This window comes from Shewanella inventionis, assembly GCF_014641855.1.
In the GTDB taxonomy this organism is placed as follows: Bacteria; Pseudomonadota; Gammaproteobacteria; order Enterobacterales; family Shewanellaceae; genus Shewanella; species Shewanella inventionis.
This window is the reverse complement of the sequence record NZ_BMII01000002.1, coordinates 185,634-205,670: the sequence shown is the minus strand read 5'-3', so window position 1 is coordinate 205,670 and position 20,037 is coordinate 185,634. Positions and strand designations below refer to the sequence as shown.

The following is a 20,037-nucleotide window of genomic DNA, read 5'->3' as shown; positions in this document are numbered from 1 at the left end:
CTTGTGTTATTTATGGGACATTATTAGCGAAAATGTGATCAAAATACCAGTTCTGTACAATTAACTTCTGCAACCGTTGCCACTGTTATGCATAAAGATTGAAAAATATGACCAAAAAAAGCGTTTATTCGGGGGAATGCAAGCATAAATAGTCATAAAAAAAGTTATTTGGTTGAGTTTTGTGTACCTATTCATCAAAAGTGAATAATTACACAATTTTAACATTTACCTCTATAGGGCGATCTAAACACTTAAAGTAAATCAAGTTTACGAAAATTTTGCGCTTTTAATCGCAGTAATTCTTGAGCAGAAAACTCGTAATAATCAAACATGATCCGTTTTTCTTGTGGGTCAATCAACTGCTGCTCTTCTAATAACAGCACTTTGGCATAACAACTTGCTTTGGCCACAATGGCTGCATCAGCAGACAATTCAGAAAAGTGATAATCATGATCAAGCTCTTTTAACACTCGTGTCATTGATGAATCTTCAAATTTGAGTAAATTAAGTAATTTCCAATTCAAAGTATGAGCATGTTGCATGACTTGTTCGAATATCGACTCTGCAGGAAAATCGGTGGCCATAATGGCATCATAAACCTGTTTGTCTCGACTATGGCTTGCCTCACGTAACCAGGTTCCCCACGTTTTATCAAAAATTCGTCCACTTTGGCTAAGCATTATTGACGTGGAAAACTGATACATTAATGAACAAGTATAGGTCAAACTCGGTTCTTTATTGTGCAACACAGCTAGGGCTTGCGCAGCGATGGCACTCATGATGCTATAGCGCCATAACTTTCGAGTAATCCAAAGTAAATTGGTATTGCCTGATGGCAGCCAATTACGCAAACAAAAATAAGGAATTAATAATCGTAGATTTTCTAAACCAATATAATTCAGTACCAATTTTATATCGGTAACTTGCACATCAGAGTTTTTAGGTCGTCTATGCCTCGATGAAGGGCTATTAATTAAATTAATTAAATCACGACATAGCCAGCTATTGTCTTCGATAATTGGTCTTAAACGATTTAAATTAAGATCTGAACTTAACAAAAGATCTAACAGCAATATTTGGCTTTCTGTGATACCAGAAGAATCAATAATCAGCTGCGGAATCGCCAGTTGATGTTCAATTGTATTATTGACGGTATGTGTTAAGTGGGTAGAGACCTCAAGATAAATTTGGCGCTCTTGCACTTGCTTTTCAATGCGTAATTTCAGTGCTTGTCGTTCAATATCAAGTTTGTTAGCACTTTCTTCTATTTCGGCATTTAGCTCATCGAGCATTGAGCTCATAGGCTGTTTACCCACAATAAGCTGATGGTAGAGCCTACGCTCTATTTCAATGACTTTTCCGGGTCTAACACCGCCTGCGACTGATATTGCCACTCAACACATTCCTTAATTTTAATTTGAGGTTAATCATAAAAATTAAGGCTCTCCAAAGAAAGCCTTAATGCCATTTTATTTACTAAATTGGAGCTTGATGGCTATTTTAGTTCTTGCTCAAATAATTTATAGATACGACGATACTCATCTAACCAGCTTGATGGCTGCACAAAACCATGTGGCTCAACGGGGTAAATAGCCGTTTCAAACATCGGTTTTTCCAGCTCAATTAGGCGTTGCACTAGGCGAACACTGTCTTGAAAAAACACGTTGTCATCTAACACACCGGTCATAATCAACAATGGTTTTTGCAACCCTTGAGCATGTTCTATCGGCGAGCTACGCTCATACGCAATAGGGTCGATATCAGGCGTATTTAAAATATTGGCAGTATAGGGCGCGTTATAATGCGCCCAATCGGTTACAGGACGTAACGCAGCGCCTGCTTGGAATAATTCAGGCTCATTAAACAATGCCATAAACGTTAAAAAACCGCCGTAAGAACCACCATAAGTGCCTACTCGCTGATTATCTACGTTGGCGTTTGTTGCAAGCCAGGCAACGCCATCTTTTAAGTCTTCAACTTCAGGATGGCCCATATTGCGATAAACCGCAGTACGCCAATCGCGACCATAACCTTTAGAACCACGATAATCCATGTCCATCACAACATAACCTTGTTGAGTTAATAAGTTATGAAACATAAATTCACGAAAGTAGCCTGAAAAACCATAGTGGGCATTTTGTAAATAACCAGCGCCATGGTTAAACACCACCGCAGGGTACTTATCAGCCTGTTTCGCATCAAAACCTTGTGGCAAATACACTCTAGCATAGATCTGGCCTGCGCCATGATTTGAAGGCACCGCGACAACTTGAGGTGCTTGCCAAGGATATTGCTTAAAGTCATTACTAGTGTAATCAGTCAACTGCTTGATTTCGCCACCAATGGCTTGAACATAAAGTTCATTAGGGCTAGTAGCCGTTGTGGCTGTTAACAATAGCGCACTACCGTCTGGGCTTAAGCTGTAATCTAATGTACCAAACCATTGGGTTAGTTGCTCATTTGTACCTGAAGCAATCTCAACTCGATAAACATTGTAAATCCCAGGATGTTCTTTGTTTGCTCGGTAATATAGGTGTTTTCCATCTGGTGACAAGGTCACATTATCGACCACATATTTACCGCTGGTTAACGCGGTTTTATTGCCTGATGATGACTTAACATACAGGTGTGAAAAGCCTGATTCTTCTGATAAATAGTAAAAAGTATCTGTGCCTGTTACCCAACCAAATTGGTTGTAATTATAATTAACCCAGGCATCATCATGTAAGCGATGCTCGGTGATAAGCTTACCTTTTTGCAGATCGACCCGCGCAATCCAGCGATCTTTATTATCAACCGCTTCAAGCATGACCAATAATTGATTATCGGTATCACGCCATTGCATCGCACTTTGGCTCCACTCCCAGTCTTGCATAAGCTGAATTAATCGTGGTGCATTTTCACTTTTATAGGTTTTACCTTGAGCTTTGGCATTTTCGGCCTTAACACTGGCCAGCACATCTTCATCGAATCCGGTTAACCCTTCAATCGTAATATCTTTTTTAGTGCGTTCAACAAGATCAAGTAACACTAATCGTTGGCCAGGAAAAGCATCTTCAGCAACACGCGCTCGGGCGGGTACCGCATCAACGTAGCCATCTTTACCTAAATAATTAGGCATGATGTCGTGTTCGGCGCGCCAACTGTAGTTTTTGTCGGTTAGAGCAAGCATCACATATCGACCATCTGGCGATAAGCTCATCTCTGAAATCACTTCCGAATCGCCAAGGTACCAGGGTTTTGCAGACAGTGTCGGGTCCGCTTTTTCTAATAACCCGCGGTATTGTTCTCGTTTTTTGTCATTTGTATGCTGCAACGCTACATAATCTATCAATCTATGCTGTTGCTTAGCGATATAACTGCTAGGCTCCTGCACACCTTTTGGCTCATTGCTCATTTCAATTGCAGCAATTTGTTCTGTCATGCCAGTAGCCTGGTGTAAGCGGAAAATATTGTTACCTTGCCAGTAAGCCAAATCACCATTATTTAAAAACCGAATACCATCAATCGCCATATTCTGACGCGTGATTTGAGCTACATCCCCTGTTTGGAGATCTTTTATAAACACGTTACCTTGATAAATAAATGCTTTTTTCGATTTAGCTTGATTAATCACACCATGCTGCTGGTCTGCTAAATGCAGCAGGGATAGGTCGAGTTGGTTAGCCTCACCGGCTGAAAGACTTTGCTGATAATAATCACGAACAGGCGACTGATGAGCTTGACGACTAAAATACACTGACTGACTGTCGTCACTCCAATATGCACCTTGGGCCAATATGCCCATCCAATCGGGGTTAGCCATAATTTGGTTTAAGGTGAGCGGTTTCTCAGCTCTCGGCGGTGTAACTAATGGCACAGAAATATTGGCCGGCGAAGAAATACTTGTCGCTGAGGAAGAAATACTAGGGGTTACTGGAGAGGTCGAATTGGTTGTAGTTGCACACCCGCCCAGCATGGCTAATGAAACTGCACTAATGGTAAAATGTCGCAAAAAGCTGTTCATGTTCATCCTTTTTATTATTGTTAGCGCTATTTTACGCCCTATTATACCAATTCCACTAATTATCTGGTCATACAGCGGGAATTCTGTGCCTTCTAGGCAAGTAATAGGATTGTAGGCATAGTTGCTCTACGTCAAAATACTATTAAGCAGCATAGAAGGTACAGAAACCCGCCTTGCAGGAGACGCTCAGACAGTCCATTTCTTTGTTGCATTGCCTTAGAAGGAACAACCATTATTTCAACAATGCGCCTCAAACTGAACAGTCTGAGCGACTCTGATTGGTCACATAATTAATGGAAATGGTATTATACTTAAGAATGAATGGTGATGAACGCAGAAGTTGTAACATAAAATACCTAGTGTCTGTTGATCTTTGCTGGTTAAATAACCTTGAAAGATAAACAGACCCTAATCAATGACCAATAACTCACGAGCTATTGCTGAAGAAAATTAGCAAGTAACTCATGCCCTTGCTGAGTTAAAATAGATTCTGGATGAAATTGAACGCTGTATATACGTAAATCTCGATGACTCATGGCCATAATTTCCTTGCCATGTTGTGGATCATCAAACCACGCATCTAGTTCAAAACCTGGTGGAATATCATCAATCAGTAGAGAGTGATAGCGAGTAACCTGCAAAGGTAATGCGAGACCTGTAAATAAACCTTGTTGATGGTGTTGAATTAAACTGGTTTTGCCATGCATAACCCGCTTAGCTCGGATAACATTTGCCCCAAACACTTGCGCGATGGCCTGATGACCGAGACAAACACCTAAAATAGGGATTTTTCCGGCAAAATGCGCTATAGCCGCAAGAGATATACCCGCTTCGTTTGGAGTGCAAGGACCTGGAGATATGACAAGGTGGCTTGGTGCTAATGATTCAATTTGTTCAATCGTTATTTCATCATTGCGCTTAACAATAATCTCTTGCTCAAGTGTTTGGAAATACTGAACAAGGTTAAACGTAAATGAATCATAATTATCAATCATCAATAGCATTATCGTTTCTCATGACTTTTTTGAGCTTAAAAAAAACCAGCCTTGCGACTGGTTTTTACCCTAACATAAGTTAATTACTTAACCACAGTTAGGTGACTTCTGCGTTTTGCTTTATCGTCAGAACTGGTCGACTTAGTCGTCTCAGGCGTTGTTGAAGGTTCTTCAACTGACTTCATCGATGAAGGCACTGATGAAAGTTCATCATGTTCATCTTCGATCATGTAAGCATCTTCCATATCAAACACCGTGCCAGCACCATTTTCACGGGCATAGATGGCAACAATAGACGCCATAGGTAAAAACACGTTTTGCGGTACTCCGCCAAAACGCGCATTAAACTCTACAGCATCGTTTGTCATGTGAAGATTAGCCACAGCGCCAGTAGCAATGTTAAGTACGATTTGACCGTCTTTAACAAATTGCTGTGGAACTTGGGTACCTTTAACAAAAGCGTCCACGACAACATGCGGCGTTAAATGGTTATCCATCAACCATTCATAATAGGCACGCAACAAATACGGACGATTAGGTGTTATTGGTTTCATTACATGCCCATGCGCATTTCGCGCTCAGCCTCAGTAAGCGATGCTTTAAATGATTCACGTTCAAAAATACGTGTCATATAAGCATTAATTTCTTTTGCTGTACGAGGATCTAAGTTAATACCCAATACTGGTAGACGCCATAATAATGGGCCTAGGTAGCAGTCAGATAAACCAAACTCTTCGCTCATAAAATATGGCATTTCAGCAAACACCGGTGCTAAAGCGACTAGGCTTTCGGTTAACTCTTTACGAGCTGCATCAGCTTTGTCACCTTTACGTATACGCTCAACAAGCGCATACCAATCAGTGTCGATTCTGTGCATCATCAAACGGCTTTGGCCGCGAGATACCGGGTAAACAGGCATTAATGGAGGATGCGGAAAACGCTCATCCAAATACTCCATAATAATACGAGATTCATACAACACTAGTTCGCGATCAACTAACGTTGGCACTGAGTTGTATGGATTGACTTCAAGTAAATCTTCAGGCATTTCACTTGGGTCTACCTGCAAAACATCAACGGTAACCCCTTTTTCAGCCAATACGATACGTACTTGGTGACTATATAAATCATCGGCACCAGAAAAAAGTGTCATGATAGAGCGCTTGTTGGCAGCAACAGCCATTGATACCCTCCAGAATCTTAAAAAAAACAAAACAAACGAGGGGCTAAGCCCCCCGTTTACAATATGCGGATAATGTATAATAACCGTTATTGATAGCTAGTGTACATCTTTCCAGTACTCTTTCTTCAACAAATACGCAATGATGAAGAAAATAAACAAGAATCCAAGTACCCACACACCTAAAGCTTTACGCTCTAATTGCACAGGTTCTGCAGAATAAACTAAGAAACCCGTGATATCACGAACCGCTTGGTCATACTCTTCAGGCGTCAGCTTACCACCAGTGGTAACAAAAGTGCCGTCTTCTTGTTTAACGGCAAGACCTTGTAAATCTTGCAATACATGTGGCATACCCACTAATGGGAACACTGTGTTGTTTACGCCAAATGGACGAGTCTCATCAGCATAAAAACCTTTTAGGTAAGAATATACCCAGTCTTCACCACGAACACGAGCCACTAATGTTAAGTCTGGAGGCGCAGCACCAAACCACTTAGCAGCATCGGCTGTAGGGATGGCATTTTCCATCAAATCGCCGATTTTTGCATCGTTAAGAATGTATTTACTACGCATATCATCGGTTGATATACCGATATCAGTAGCTACACGCTCATAGCGTTGGTATTGAGTACTATGACAACCAGAACAATACTGTTGAAATAAACCCAAACCACGTTCTAATGATGCTTTGTCATGTAAGTCAACGTTAGCGCTTTCTAAGTGAACATTATGCCCACTTGCTGCCATCGCCAAAGATGGCAACAAAGTAACTAATGCAATTAATAACTTTTTCATTAGTGTGTCACCCTCGTTGGTACTTCTTTTGTTTTCTCGTTTTTACTGTAAACCCATAGGGCTACAAAGAAACCAAAGTAAGTGAAAGTGAAAATACGTGCCGCAATTGTTAGCTCAGGAGTCGCCGGAACCACACCTAAATAACCAAGAATAATGAACGACACAGAAAATTGTGCAATGTTGATCTTGTGGATCATGCTGCGATAGCGAATAGACTTCACTTTACAACGATCTAGCCAAGGCAGAATAAATAATACTGCAATCGACAGACCCATACCTATTACACCCAATAACTTATCAGGAATCGCACGTAAAATGGCATAGAAAGGAGTGAAGTACCAAACCGGCGCGATATGCACTGGTGTCTTCATTGGGTTAGCCGCTTCAAAGTTTGGCTTTTCAAGGAAGTATCCACCGCCTTCAGGCATGAAGAACAACACATAACAGAACACGATTAAGAAGCCCGCTACACCCATAATGTCTTTTACAGTGTAATAAGGGTGGAATGGAATGCCATCAACTGGCCAACCGTTCTCATCTTTGTTCTTTTTAATTTCAACGCCGTCAGGGTTATTTGAGCCCACTTCATGCAGTGCGATTAAGTGTAAAAACACTAACACAACTAACACTAATGGAAGCGCAATAACGTGTAATGCGAAGAAACGGTTTAATGTTGCACCTGAGATAACATAGTCACCACGGATCCACAATGTTAGGTCATCACCAATAACAGGGATAGCACCAAACAAAGAGATAATTACCTGTGCACCCCAGTAAGACATTTGTCCCCATGGAAGTAGGTAACCCATGAACGCTTCAGCCATTAACACAAGGAAAATCAACATACCAAATAGCCATAAAAGCTCTCTTGGTTTTTGATACGAACCGTAGATTAAACCACGGAACATGTGTAAATAAATGACGAAGAAAAACGCCGACGCACCCGTAGAGTGCATATAGCGTAGCAACCAACCGTACTCAACATCACGCATGATGTATTCAACTGAAGCAAATGCGCCTTCAGCTGTTGGCACGTAATTCATGGTTAACCAAATACCGGTAAGTAGTTGGTTAACTAAAACTAAAAGTGCTAATGACCCAAAGAAATACCAAAAGTTGAAGTTCTTTGGTGTCGCATATTGACCCACGTGACGGTTATAAGTCGCCGTCATTGGGATGCGCGCATCAATCCAATCAATAATATTCTTAACCATTACGCCGCTCCCGAGTCTTCACCGATAAGCACGGTAGCATCATCGACATATTGATGAGGCGGGATCACAAGGTTCAATGGTGCAGGAACACCCTGGAACACACGACCAGCCATGTCGAATTTAGAACCGTGACAAGGACAGAAGAAACCAGATGTTACACCTTCAACCTGTTCACCAAATGAATCAGGTAAATAAGTAGGTGAACAACCTAAATGAGTACAGATACCGACTGCAATGAAGAATTCAGGTTTAATAGAACGTACAGGGTTTGCTGCATATTCTGGTTGCTGCATTTCTTCTGAAGCAGGATCGCGTAATTGACCGTCTAAAGATTTAAGATTCTCTAGTACAGCTTCTGTACGACGAACGACCCAAACCGGTTTTCCGCGCCATTCGACACGAATTAACTGACCTGGTTCTACTTTACTAATATTTACTTCGACCGGCGCACCTGCAGCTTTCGCCTTGGCGCTCGGATTCCATGACTTGATGAAAGGAACCGCTACAGCGACGGCACCAGCACCACCTACTACGGCGGTTGCGGCTGTCAGGAATCTGCGACGTCCGGTATCGACTGGCGCATTGCTCATCCACTTATCTCCCAGAGGGTGTTGGAATTTTTATATTTCAATACTTTAGCGAACCAAAAAGGTAGCACGCTAAAATCATAGTTTGAGGCGGTGCTCATTATAGCGAAAAATTAGAAGCAGATCATAGTGAAAACACTCATCTATGTTGAGGATATTCACTTTTTTTTCAAAAAAGCATATAAATCAGCATGTTTTTGACAATCAGCCGAAACAAAATAATAAAAAAACACTACTGATTCTTATAGCTAATCAAATGCTTATATACTTTTTACTGCCAAAACTAATTAAAGCCGCAAGTTCTGATAAAAGAAACTGATAATATGAAAAACTGAATTTGAATTGCAGATACAAAAAAGCTCAGAATAAACTGAGCTTTTTATCATTTATTGACGTTTAAACTAACTTAGGGTTATTTACCGTCTGAAGATTTCATATATTTAAAGAAATCACCTTCAGGCTCTAACACCATCACATCATTTTTGCCGGCAAAACTTTCTTTGTAAGCTTCTAAACTACGTAAAAAGTTATAAAACTCAACGTCTTTACTGTAAGCATCTGCATAAATCTTAGCCGCTAGAGCATCGCCTTCACCACGAATAGTTAATGCTTTACGCTCGGCTTCAGCAACTTTTACTGTGACATTTGCATCAATCGTCGCGCGAATAATTTCAGCTTGCTCTTTACCTTGCGCGCGATGCTCTTTAGCAACAGCTTGACGCTCTGCACGCATACGTTGGTAAATACTGTTACTCACATTCGCCGGTAAGTTGATTTGCTTAACACGCACATCTACCACTTCAATGCCAAGATTTTCGGCACTTTCAGAGGCGTTTTGTAATGCATCAGTTTGCAATTCATCACGTTTACCCGATACGATTTCTTTAATCGTACGACGACCAAACTCAGTACGTAAATCGTTGTTGATTTTTGCTTGTAACAAGCTTTCAGCGTTGGCCTTAATACCACCATTAGTTGAAAGATAATACTTTTCAAAATCACGAATACGCCATTTAACGTATGAATCAACCATTAAGTCTTTCTTTTCAGAAGTCACAAAACGATCTGCTGCGCCGTCTAGGGTTTGAATACGCGCATCTAGATAACGTACTTTATCTACTACAGGGATTTTAAAATGTAATCCTGGCGTAAATACTTTAGTGACGCCATCGTCTTTAAGGACCTTACCGAAACGAGACACAATAGCGCGCTCACCTTCGTTAACTACCATTAGCGATGAAAAACCAACACCTAAAATTACAACCAAAATGATCAGAGCAAATCTACCCATGATTAGTTCCTCCCTTGGCGAAGACGCTCTTCGCGGCTGAGACGCCCATCAGACGACATACTCGTTATAGGTGTATTTACGCTGTTGGTTGATACTGAGTTTACATGGCGTTCAACTTCAGGTTCCGCTTCTTGACGTGAACTGTTAGTCGCATCCATCAGCTTATCTAAAGGTAAATACATCAAGTTGCCATTATTTTTAGCATCAATAAGCACTTTATTGGTATCAGACATCACGGTTTGCATTGCATCTAAATATAAACGATTACGTGTCACTGCTGGTGCAGCTTTGTATTCAGGTAGCAGTTTTTCAAAACGAGCCACTTTACCTTGAGCTTCTAACACTTCACGTTCTTTATATGCATTTGCTTGTTGAACCATACGTTCAACTTGACCACGAGCTTTAGGCTCAATTTCACGGGCATACGCTTCGGCTTCACGAATAAAGCGCTGTTCATCTTCCTGAGCAGAAATAGCATCGTCAAATGCATCTTTTACTTCTTCAGGTGGACGTGCTGGTAAAAAGTTAACGTCACGGATTTGTAAGCCTAGTTTGTAAGGCTCAATAATACGCTCTAACTCTTTCCATGTATCACGACGAATGGCATCACGACCAGTCGTTAAAATGTCGTCCATGCGATTGTGACCAATCACATAACGCAGTGCACTATCTGTTGCTTCTCGTAAACTTTCGTTTGCTTCAACAGCACTAAACAAATACGAATAAGCATCTGAAACGCTGTATTGGACAACCAATTCAACTTTCACTACGTTTTCATCAGACGTCAACATGCTGCCAGAGGCAGGTATTGAACGAAACGTTTCTACGTCTACGGTATACACTTCATCAATGAAGGTGGCTTTCCAGTGCAAACCAGAACTCACTTCACCAATATGTTGACCAAAACGAAGTAACACGCCACGCTCAGCTTCTTTAACTGTGTATAAACCTGATAACCCCCAAATAATTAGGGCGATAACAGCAAACACAATCAATATTGATGCGTTAAATGGTTGGCCAGATGCGGAGTTACCGCCCTTACCCCCAAAACGTTTTGATAAGTTTCGAAACACTTCGTCGAGATCTGGTGGCCCTTTATCGTTACCACCTTTATTTCCCCAAGGGTCTTTATTTCCCTTGTTACCGGGCTCATTCCAAGCCATTTAGCACTCCATAATTGGATGAAATAAATGAGATTAACAAGTGACGTCTATTTCTGAAGATTCAAAAATAAATGCCTCTAATTCCCCCTGACTCTGTTTAGCTAACCGACGCCAATCAGCATCGGATAAACGAACAGATAAAATACAGTTCCCCAGATCGTCATAGTCTTTCTGCTGTATTGCATCCAGTCGATAAAACTGGCCAAGATAATGCCCTGCCGATGCGGGTATCTTCAAAGTAAGCTCGCGGATTACCTCACCGATTAACTCGGTAATCGCTTTTAACAGCAAATCAAATCCAATGCGTTTTTGAGCAGATACCCAAACTCGTTCAGGTTTTCCGTCTTCACCGTAATCAATACGGGGCGCAAAATCTTCAAGCAAGTCGATTTTATTGCATACAACTAATTGGGTGATTTCATCAGCATCAATTTCTTTGAGTACACTTTGTACCTGGTCAAAATTTTCAGCCATATTTTCATCAGCACAATCAACAACATGCAACAGAATTTCTGCTTGACGAGTTTCTTGCAAAGTCGCTTTAAATGCGGCGACTAAGTCATGCGGTAAATGACGAATAAATCCAACGGTATCAGCTAAAATAACCGCACCGTCAGGCAATGCTAACTTACGTAATGTTGGATCTAACGTAGCAAATAACTGATCAGCGGCGTAAACATCCGAAGAAGTCAACGCGTTAAATAGGGTCGATTTTCCCGCGTTGGTATATCCCACTAATGATACAGTCGCTAAGTCGCTTCGATTACGAGCACGACGACTTTGCTCACGCTGTTTGTCTACTTTCTCGAGACGACGATTAATATTTTTAATCCGCCCGCGAAGTAAACGACGGTCTGTTTCAAGCTGGGTTTCACCCGGCCCTCGCATCCCAATACCACCTTTTTGTCTTTCTAAGTGAGTCCAACCACGGATTAAGCGAGTTGACATGTGGCGCAGTTGCGCTAGCTCCACTTGCAACTTACCTTCATGAGTTCTTGCTCGTTGAGCAAAGATATCAAGAATTAGCGTAGTTCTGTCTAAAACACGACACTGACAAACCATTTCAAGATTACGTTCTTGAGCTGGGCTCAAAGCATGATTAAAAATCACGACATTAGCTTGTGTGGCCGCTACCATTGCTGCCAATTCTTCAGCCTTACCTGTACCGATAAAAAATTTACGGTCCGGTGAGCGTCGACTACCGGTTATCACTCCTACAGAGCGAGCACCAGCGGACTCAACTAAAAGCTGTAACTCAAGTAGATCTTCTCGACGTTCCTCGTCAGAAAAGTCGATATGAACCAGTACCGCTGTTTCACCCGCTTCATAACGATCAAACAAAAAGTATGTTCCTTTTCAATTATTCAGCAGCGCCGTCTTCACTATGGCTTGCACCCTGATGACTAGAGACATTGAATGGGCGTGCTGGTACGACTGTTGAAATCGCGTGTTTGTAAACCATTTGGCTTACTGTATTTTTAAGTAGGATCACAAATTGATCGAATGATTCAACCTGGCCCTGTAGCTTAATACCATTCACTAAATAGATAGAGACTGGTACTCGCTCTCGACGCAATGCGTTCAAAAATGGGTCTTGTAAAGATTGCCCCTTAGCCATTTTAATTTCCTTTTTTATTTTAAAATATATTGAATTAAGTTTTATTGTTTAGTTTTAGTATTATACAGCAACGGCTAATAAGCTAGCGGCTTTGTCGCATAAGCGTAACTAAATTCCCTTCCACACCACTTTCAAGCCACTGTAAATCAGGCCAACTCCTCAACCATGTTAATTGACGTTTGGCCAATTGCCTAGTAGCGGCTGTAGCTTTTTCGACCATAGTCGCATGATCAAATTCATTATCAAGGTATTGCCAGCACTGCCTGTAACCTACGCAACGCATTGATGGCAACTCTAAATGTAAATCACCACGGGCTTTTAGCGTAGCAACTTCATCGATAAAACCTTGCTCAAGCATGATATCAAAGCGCTTGGCAATTAAGTTATGTAATACTTTTCTATCATTGGGTGCAATTGCAAATTGCACTACATCATACGGCAAAGCAGCCGACTTTGTTTGCGTTAACTCAGTCATTGTTTTACCGCTGATGCGATAAACCTCTAACGCCCGCGATAATCGTTGCGGATCATTTGGATGAATCCGTTGTCCGGCAATGGGGTCAATTGCACACAACTCTTGATGTAATGAATCCCAACCCTGTGCTTCTGCCTGTAACAGAATTTGCTGTCTTATGGCCTCATTTGCACTGGGCAAAGGCGATAATCCATCTAACAATGCCTTAAAATACATCATTGTACCACCAACAAGAAGCGGTGTTTTACCCTGGGCAATAATATCTTCAATTGCAGCAAGCGCATCTTGGCGGAAATCTGCTGCAGAATAACTTTCACTCGGGTCAAGGATATCAATCAATCTATGTGGTGCAACGGCCAGCTCTTGCGCCGATGGCTTTGCAGAACCGATATCCATACCGCGATAAATTAACGCTGAATCAACAGAAATAATTTCGCAATTATATTGCGTTGCCATGTCGATAGCTAATGCCGTTTTGCCTGAAGCCGTAGGCCCCATCAAAAAGATCACTTTCGGCCTGTTGATGTTATGCACGTTAATTATCTTTCATCCAAGTTTGCCAAGGTAATTCAGTGGCCTGGGCATAAATAGTTTGCTTTGTCTGCTCATTTAAACAACAAAATTGCTGCCATATACTTTGGGCTGATTCAAATTGCACCACACTTTGTTTTGCTAACCAGCCAGCTATAGCTGTGTCGTTAGGTTGCTCTAATGCGATCCAATGTAATAACTCAGGTATAACAATTGCCAATTGGCTTTCCCTCAAATATGGGGGCACTTTTTTAATTATCAACTGTTGATAACGAATACTTAGTTCAATACCCATTTGGCGCAATAATAGATCACGATTGACTATTGTGTCGTTCCAGTCGGGATCGGCAGCAATAGCCACTGGCATCAATAAAGGTTGAGCAACTAAACCATTAACCAACTTAGCAGTAACCTCTGCTTTTCTCACCGCCATTAACACCAACGAAAATGGCAATAATGATAAGGTATCATCTTGGCAGATAACCCAATGTGTTCCAGAAAGCAGCGGTGGCATACTCGTTTGCAAACTGGCTTCACCAATCTGTTTTTCAGGCCGTTCTGACGGTGTTTGCAGTAGCTGACCATAATTTGTTATTGCCGCTTTAGTTGCAGCAGAATGTGCAGTTGCAACAGGCTTTTTATCATAATTTGGCTTAACTGCAGCTGAAGAACCAGCAGAAAATAAACTATTTTTTCCAGGAACATACATAGTGCCGAACTGGCTGGCACTATTTACCGTGTGCTGACGCTGCGGTGGAGGTATTGAATCACCATGAGATAGTGAAAATACCGCTTTAGTTTGGCTAGAATGAATTATAGGCTCATCATTGTCCTCACTATCAATAGCCTCAGCTATTTGAGGTTCGACAAAATCCAATGCAGGCATTTGCGATAGAGCCGATTGTATAGCTTGCAAAATAAAGTCATGAACATAACGTGATTGATGAAAGCGCACCTCGTGTTTTGCAGGGTGAACATTAACATCCACCTGATGAGGATCTAGCGTTAACATCAATACATAACCGGGTTGATGTTCAACACCCTGCTCTGCAAATGCCTGTTTTACTGCATGATTAACCAATCTGTCTCTCACCAGCCGGCCATTTACATAGAAATAACTGGTGTCTGTTATCACGCGATCATGAGGCGATTGTAAATAACCACTTAACGATAACCCATCGTGCTCACATGCAATACTTAAGGCTTGATCGGCAAATGCACGGCCACAAATTTGCGCAAGCCGTTGTTGGCTTTGTATCTCGGTATTGGCTGGCCGATATTGGCGAATCACTTTGCCATTGTGTGTTAAAACAAAATGGATATCACGACGTGCTATTGCGATACGTTTGAGCCATTCGTCAATATGAGTAAACTCAGTTTTATCGCTTTTTAAAAATCGACGTCTTGCAGGTGTATTAAAAAATAAATCCACAACTTCAATGGTTGAGCCTTGCGGATGCGCAGCTGGGGTTACTTTTACCTCCATTTGCGAACCTTCGGCGTATGCCTGCCAAGCTTCTGACTGCTCGGCGGTTTTAGACGTAAGCGTTAATCGTGATACCGAGCTGATACTTGCTAACGCTTCACCACGAAACCCAAAACTTAAAATCGCTTCTAAATCATCTAGGGTATGCACTTTAGAAGTTGCATGACGCGACAACGCTAAGGCCAATTCTTCTTTGGCTATTCCTGCACCGTTGTCACGAATACGAATAAGTTTGCTACCACCTTTATCGATATCAATATCAATACGTGTGGCACCAGCATCTAGGCTATTTTCAACCAGCTCTTTAACCACAGACGCTGGGCGCTCAACCACTTCACCGGCGGCTATTTGATTAGCTAATTGTGGAGGAAGCAGTTGAATTGCCATATTAAGCCCTAGGGATAACTAATGTTTGCCCAATACGAACCACATCAGACTTTAAATTATTGGCTTGCTTAAGGCTACTAACAGAAACGCTGTAACGCTGAGCAATAATTGACAATGATTCACCACGTTTTACGCTGTGCTTAATGCTAGATGAACCAGTTCTTTTAGCCATTTGGGTGTCCGCTGGCGGATTATTTTCAAAATAACGCAGCACCCCTTTATAAATGGCATTGGCAAGCTTTTCTTGGTGGTTACCATTAGATAATAAGCGCTCCTCACCAGGATTTGAAATAAAGCCTGTCTCAACTAATATTGACGGGATATCTGGTGACTTAAGCACGGCAAAACTAGCTGATTCAGGTTTTCTTTTGTGCAAATGGGTGATTGAGCCTAAATCACGTAAAATATCACCCGCGACAGAATGACTAATAGCCATAGAGCTGTTCATCGACATGTCGAGTAACGTCATCGCTAGATACTGTTCGCTGTCGGTATTCTGAATAATTTCGCCCGCTCCGCCTAGCAGTTCAGAATGTTTTTCTTTTTGCTCTAACCAACGACCAATCTCACTGTTTGCGCGGCGCATAGATAACACCCAAACAGACGCACCGCGAGGTTGAGGCGAAGTAAATGCATCTGCATGAATTGATATTAACAAGTCAGCTTTACTGTTACGAGCCAGCTCAGAGCGTTTGTTTAAATTAACAAAGTAGTCACCACTTCGAGTCATCACCGCACGCATACCAGGCGTTGAGTCAACTTTACGGGCTAAGCGTTTAGCTATTTCAAGCACAACTCGCTTTTCATGCATACCTGATGGGCCAATAGAGCCGGGATCTTCACCACCGTGCCCAGCGTCTATTGCAACTATAATATCTCGAGAAGATTGATTAGCCGATCGGCTAACGACCTGCTGCACTGAAGATGAGCTGCCTGTGGCGTCCTCCAAATCAACCACCAATCGATTACCGTATGGTGCCGTAGGTGGCAAGGTAAACAGGTTGGATTTAACTGGCTTGGTTAAATCCATCACTAGGCGCAACATCCCTTTTCTAGGAGGAGTGCTAAAGCGTACTTTTTTTATAATACTGCTGTTGTTGGCAATCGTGTCTAAATTGAATCTTGAACCCGCATCTTCGATATCAACCACTAAACGATGAGGGCCCGTTAAGCTAAAACTGTCGTATTTTGGGGCTTGAGTTAAATCAAATACTACCCGCGTTGATTCTGGCGCAGCCCAAATACGCACGCTATCTAATTGATTTGCAGCCCAACTAGCATTGGGTAGCAAAAGTAACAGCGTGGTCACTAAGGTATAGAAAAATGTATGTTTTAAATTCATTATTATTTTATTTTATTTAAAATTGCCTGCCCAGCAGGGGATAACGCTTGTATTTCGACTTGTCTTTGTGAGTCTTTATATCGCAAATGCAAATGGATGTCAGCCTTAGGTAGCAAACCATGACCATTGTCAGGCCACTCAACTAAACAGACGCTTTTGTCAGTAAAGTAATCACGGATACCCATAAATTCTAATTCTTCAGGATCGCTCAATCGATATAAATCAAAATGATATACATCTAGATCAGGTAACTCATAGGGTTCAACCAAGGTATAGGTTGGACTTTTTACTGCGCCTTGATGACCTAAGCTTTGAATAATCCCACGGCTAAACGTAGTTTTACCCGCACCTAAATCGCCAGTAAGATAAATAGTTAGAGGTGGCACAATCCACTGCGCAATTTGTTGACCAAGGGCAACAGTAGCTTGTTCATTTTCAAGGGTTTTAAGCAGTGATGTCATCTAGAAAGTCAGCTTCCGCATAAAAGAGTTACAAGAATGCTAAATATACCAGAACTTACCTATTAACTCCCACTGTTATGGCGGTTATTTTTTGTTAATAAAAAAAAGCCAGCTATTGGGGATAGCTGGCAAAATCACACTTTAGGAAGATATCTTACAATTTAAACCGTTCGATTAAATGTCATCCATACGAATTGTGCTATGAACAAGGCGTTTTTGTTGTGTTTGAGCCACACGAACTAGGTCCATTAATGCACTTTTTATTTCATCTGTTGGGCTGCTAAGTGCCGTTTTTTCCAATAATGCAATTAATCGGTTTTCTAAATCCAGATGAAGCTCAAGCACCTGATCTTCATGCATGTTTGCTGGCAACGTGGCCTCTGCACAACGCTTTGAAAAATCTTCGAAAGTAATGTCTTTATACCAAGTGTTTAATATTCTTTCAGGTGCATCTTCAATGTAGCTTTCAAGAGTGTCGTATATATGTCTCTGATGTTGTTGAAAATAAGTCAACATCATTTTTACGCGTGAAGAGTCTGCATTACGATCCAAGCGCTTATACAATTTTTCCATATCAAGGTGACATTTAGCGACATAATCTAATAGCTCGCTCAGTTGTTGAATACGCATAGCACTTACCTCGTTTAAAGCTCTAACAGCTTAGGAAAATTTATCTTGGGTTGATTATTGAATATCTCGAGCGCAATTTATTTGAGCAATGTCATATTTTTTGTTCTCTAAAAGCTTCTAATTTAGAGATTCATGAAGAAGTGGGCGATAGATCACGCGTTTTGTTAGATGGACTGTCTTTTTAGATGAATAAACAGAAATAACGCATATAACGCTGACTCTGAAATGCTATTACTGCTCATCGATAACCGATGTCGCTGTTATCTCTTCTAGCTTGGAAAAAGATGGGTATCGACTCTTATAATTAACTCAACTGAGCTAATGTCGCAAATCGCAAAGTTTAGTCATTTTCAAGCTGGAGATTTTAGAGTTTGAGATTTGAAGCAATAAAAGTGATTTGGAGCGACCTTCTCTTAACAAAGAGAGGTTCGAACCGATAACCTATACCTTGGAAAAAGATGGGTATCGACTCTTATAATTAACTCAACTGAGCTAATGTCGCAAATCGCAAAGTTTAGTCATTTTCGAGCTGGAGATTTTAGAGTTTGAGATTTGAAGCAATAAAAGTGATTTGGAGCGACCTTCTTTTAACAAAGAGAGGTTCGAACCGATGACGCTGTTATCTCTTTTAGCTTGGAAAAAGATGGGTATCGACTCTTATAATTAACTCAACTGAGCTAAGTGTCGCAAATCGCAAAGTTTAGTCATTTTCGAGCTGGAGATTTTAGAGTTTGAGATTTGAAGCAATAAAAGTGATTTGGAGCGACCTTCTCTTAACAAATAGAGGTTCGAACCGACAACCTATACCTTGGAAAAAGATGGGTATCGACTCTTATAATTAACTCAACTGAGCTAATGTCGCAAATCGCAAAGTTTAGTCATTTTCAAGCTGGAGATTTTAGAGTTGGGGATTTGAAGCAATAAAAGTGATTTGGAGCGACCTTCTCTTAACAAAGAGAGGTTCGAACCGATAACCTATACCTTGGAAAAAGATGGGTATCGACTCTTATAATTAACTCAACTGAGCTAATGTCGCAAATCGCAAAGTTTAGTCATTTTTAAGCTGGAGATTTTAGAGTTTGAGATTTGAAGCAATAAAAGTGATTTGGAGCGACCTTCTCTTAACAAAGAGAGGTTCGAACCGATGACCTATACCTTGGCAAGGTATCGCATTTTCTAAGAGCGCAACTGAGCTAATGTTGCATTTCAAACTAGGGAAGTGATTTGGAGCGACATATCGGGTTCGAACCGATGACCTATACCTTGGCAAGGTATCGCTCTACCAACTGAGCTAATGTCGCAAATCAAAATCATATTTGGAGTGACCTTCTCTTAACAAAGAGAGGTTCGAACCGATGACGCTGTTATCTCTTTTAGCTTGGCAAGGTATCGCTCTACCAACTAAGCAAATCTAACATCGTCTGTAATTTGGAGCGACATATCGGGTTCGAACCGATGACCTATACCTTGGCAAGGTATCGCTCTACCAACTGAGCTAATGTCGCGTACTGTTTGCTTCATTGGTAACAATCAACAAGGTATCGTCTTTCTACCTGTGCCAACTGAGCTAATGTCGCATTTTCAAATTACCTGAAATTTGGAGCGACCTTCTTTTAACAAAGAGAGGTTCGAACCGATGACGCTGTTATCTCTTTTAGCTTGGCTAAGGTATCGCTTTACTAACTGAGTCTAACTCGCATCAACTAAAATTTGGAGCGACATATCGGGTTCGAACCGATGACCTATACCTTGGCAAGGTATCGCTCTACCAACTGAGCTAATGTCGCGTACTGTTTGCTTCATTGGTAACAATCAACAAGGTATCGTCTTTCCACCTGTGCCAACTGAGCTAATGTCGCGTACTGTTTGCTTC

Annotated in this window: 17 protein-coding genes and 3 tRNA genes; all 20 read right to left on the bottom strand. The window is 41.3% G+C overall.

What is annotated here, in order from left to right; genetic code table 11:
• Window positions 1–251: 251 nt before the first annotated feature.
• The 20 genes from IEW93_RS02180 to IEW93_RS02085 all read right to left on the bottom strand — a co-directional run bounded on the left by IEW93_RS02180 (window position 252) and on the right by IEW93_RS02085 (window position 19,951).
• Window positions 252–1,394, bottom strand: coding sequence for an HDOD domain-containing protein (locus IEW93_RS02180; protein WP_188736477.1), 1,143 nt, complete (start codon window positions 1,392–1,394; stop codon window positions 252–254).
• Between the two features lie 101 nt (window positions 1,395–1,495).
• A complete protein-coding gene (locus IEW93_RS02175) occupies window positions 1,496–4,006 on the bottom strand; it encodes a S9 family peptidase (RefSeq protein ID WP_188736475.1) in 2,511 nt (836 codons plus the stop codon).
• A gap of 434 nt (window positions 4,007–4,440) precedes the next feature.
• Window positions 4,441–5,010 carry an anthranilate synthase component II gene (locus IEW93_RS02170; RefSeq protein WP_188736473.1) on the bottom strand — a complete coding sequence of 190 codons (570 nt, stop codon included), beginning with the start codon at window positions 5,008–5,010 and terminating at the stop codon, window positions 4,441–4,443.
• Window positions 5,011–5,084: 74 nt separating this feature from the next.
• Entirely contained in the window at window positions 5,085–5,555 is a 471-nt protein-coding gene (locus IEW93_RS02165; RefSeq protein WP_188736471.1) for a ClpXP protease specificity-enhancing factor, read from the bottom strand.
• Window positions 5,555–6,184, bottom strand: a complete 630-nt coding sequence (sspA, locus tag IEW93_RS02160) for a stringent starvation protein SspA (protein ID WP_188736469.1) — start codon at window positions 6,182–6,184, stop codon at window positions 5,555–5,557. Before sspA ends, IEW93_RS02165 begins: the two co-directional genes overlap by 1 nt.
• A 96-nt stretch (window positions 6,185–6,280) precedes the next feature.
• Window positions 6,281–6,979, bottom strand: a complete 699-nt coding sequence (locus tag IEW93_RS02155) for a cytochrome c1 (RefSeq protein ID WP_188736467.1) — start codon at window positions 6,977–6,979, stop codon at window positions 6,281–6,283.
• Window positions 6,979–8,193, bottom strand: a complete 1,215-nt coding sequence (locus IEW93_RS02150; protein ID WP_188736465.1) for a cytochrome b — start codon at window positions 8,191–8,193, stop codon at window positions 6,979–6,981. The genes IEW93_RS02155 and IEW93_RS02150 overlap by 1 nt, the downstream gene beginning before the upstream one ends.
• The gene (gene petA, locus IEW93_RS02145; protein WP_188736463.1) at window positions 8,193–8,783 is read right to left on the bottom strand and encodes a ubiquinol-cytochrome c reductase iron-sulfur subunit; all 591 of its coding nucleotides are present in this window, start codon (window positions 8,781–8,783) and stop codon (window positions 8,193–8,195) included. Before petA ends, IEW93_RS02150 begins: the two co-directional genes overlap by 1 nt.
• Window positions 8,784–9,192: 409 nt before the next feature.
• Window positions 9,193–10,071: a protease modulator HflC gene (gene hflC, locus IEW93_RS02140; RefSeq protein ID WP_188736461.1), complete on the bottom strand. Its 879-nt coding sequence runs from the start codon at window positions 10,069–10,071 to the stop codon at window positions 9,193–9,195.
• A 2-nt stretch (window positions 10,072–10,073) separates the two neighbouring features.
• On the bottom strand, window positions 10,074–11,234 hold the full coding sequence (gene hflK, locus IEW93_RS02135) for an FtsH protease activity modulator HflK (RefSeq protein WP_188736459.1): 1,161 nt from the start codon (window positions 11,232–11,234) through the stop codon (window positions 10,074–10,076).
• A 33-nt stretch (window positions 11,235–11,267) separates the two neighbouring features.
• Window positions 11,268–12,575: a ribosome rescue GTPase HflX gene (gene hflX, locus IEW93_RS02130; RefSeq protein ID WP_188736456.1), complete on the bottom strand. Its 1,308-nt coding sequence runs from the start codon at window positions 12,573–12,575 to the stop codon at window positions 11,268–11,270.
• Between the two features lie 19 nt (window positions 12,576–12,594).
• Window positions 12,595–12,852, bottom strand: a complete 258-nt coding sequence (gene hfq / locus IEW93_RS02125; RefSeq protein ID WP_188736454.1) for an RNA chaperone Hfq — start codon at window positions 12,850–12,852, stop codon at window positions 12,595–12,597.
• 82 nt (window positions 12,853–12,934) lie between these two features.
• A complete protein-coding gene (gene miaA / locus IEW93_RS02120; protein ID WP_188736453.1) occupies window positions 12,935–13,861 on the bottom strand; it encodes a tRNA (adenosine(37)-N6)-dimethylallyltransferase MiaA in 927 nt (308 codons plus the stop codon).
• Between the two features lies 1 nt (window position 13,862).
• A complete protein-coding gene (gene mutL / locus IEW93_RS02115) occupies window positions 13,863–15,731 on the bottom strand; it encodes a DNA mismatch repair endonuclease MutL (protein WP_188736451.1) in 1,869 nt (622 codons plus the stop codon).
• A gap of 1 nt (window position 15,732) precedes the next feature.
• Window positions 15,733–17,073: an N-acetylmuramoyl-L-alanine amidase gene (locus IEW93_RS02110; RefSeq protein ID WP_188736449.1), complete on the bottom strand. Its 1,341-nt coding sequence runs from the start codon at window positions 17,071–17,073 to the stop codon at window positions 15,733–15,735.
• 2 nt (window positions 17,074–17,075) lie between these two features.
• Window positions 17,076–17,534: a tRNA (adenosine(37)-N6)-threonylcarbamoyltransferase complex ATPase subunit type 1 TsaE gene (tsaE, locus tag IEW93_RS02105; protein ID WP_188736447.1), complete on the bottom strand. Its 459-nt coding sequence runs from the start codon at window positions 17,532–17,534 to the stop codon at window positions 17,076–17,078.
• A gap of 174 nt (window positions 17,535–17,708) precedes the next feature.
• Window positions 17,709–18,164: a hypothetical protein gene (locus tag IEW93_RS02100; protein ID WP_188736445.1), complete on the bottom strand. Its 456-nt coding sequence runs from the start codon at window positions 18,162–18,164 to the stop codon at window positions 17,709–17,711.
• A 1,225-nt stretch (window positions 18,165–19,389) separates the two neighbouring features.
• Window positions 19,390–19,465, bottom strand: a tRNA-Gly gene (locus IEW93_RS02095).
• A gap of 128 nt (window positions 19,466–19,593) precedes the next feature.
• Window positions 19,594–19,669: transfer RNA gene (locus tag IEW93_RS02090), tRNA-Gly, on the bottom strand.
• Between the two features lie 206 nt (window positions 19,670–19,875).
• A tRNA-Gly gene (locus IEW93_RS02085) sits at window positions 19,876–19,951 on the bottom strand.
• Between the last annotated feature and the right edge of the window lie 86 nt (window positions 19,952–20,037).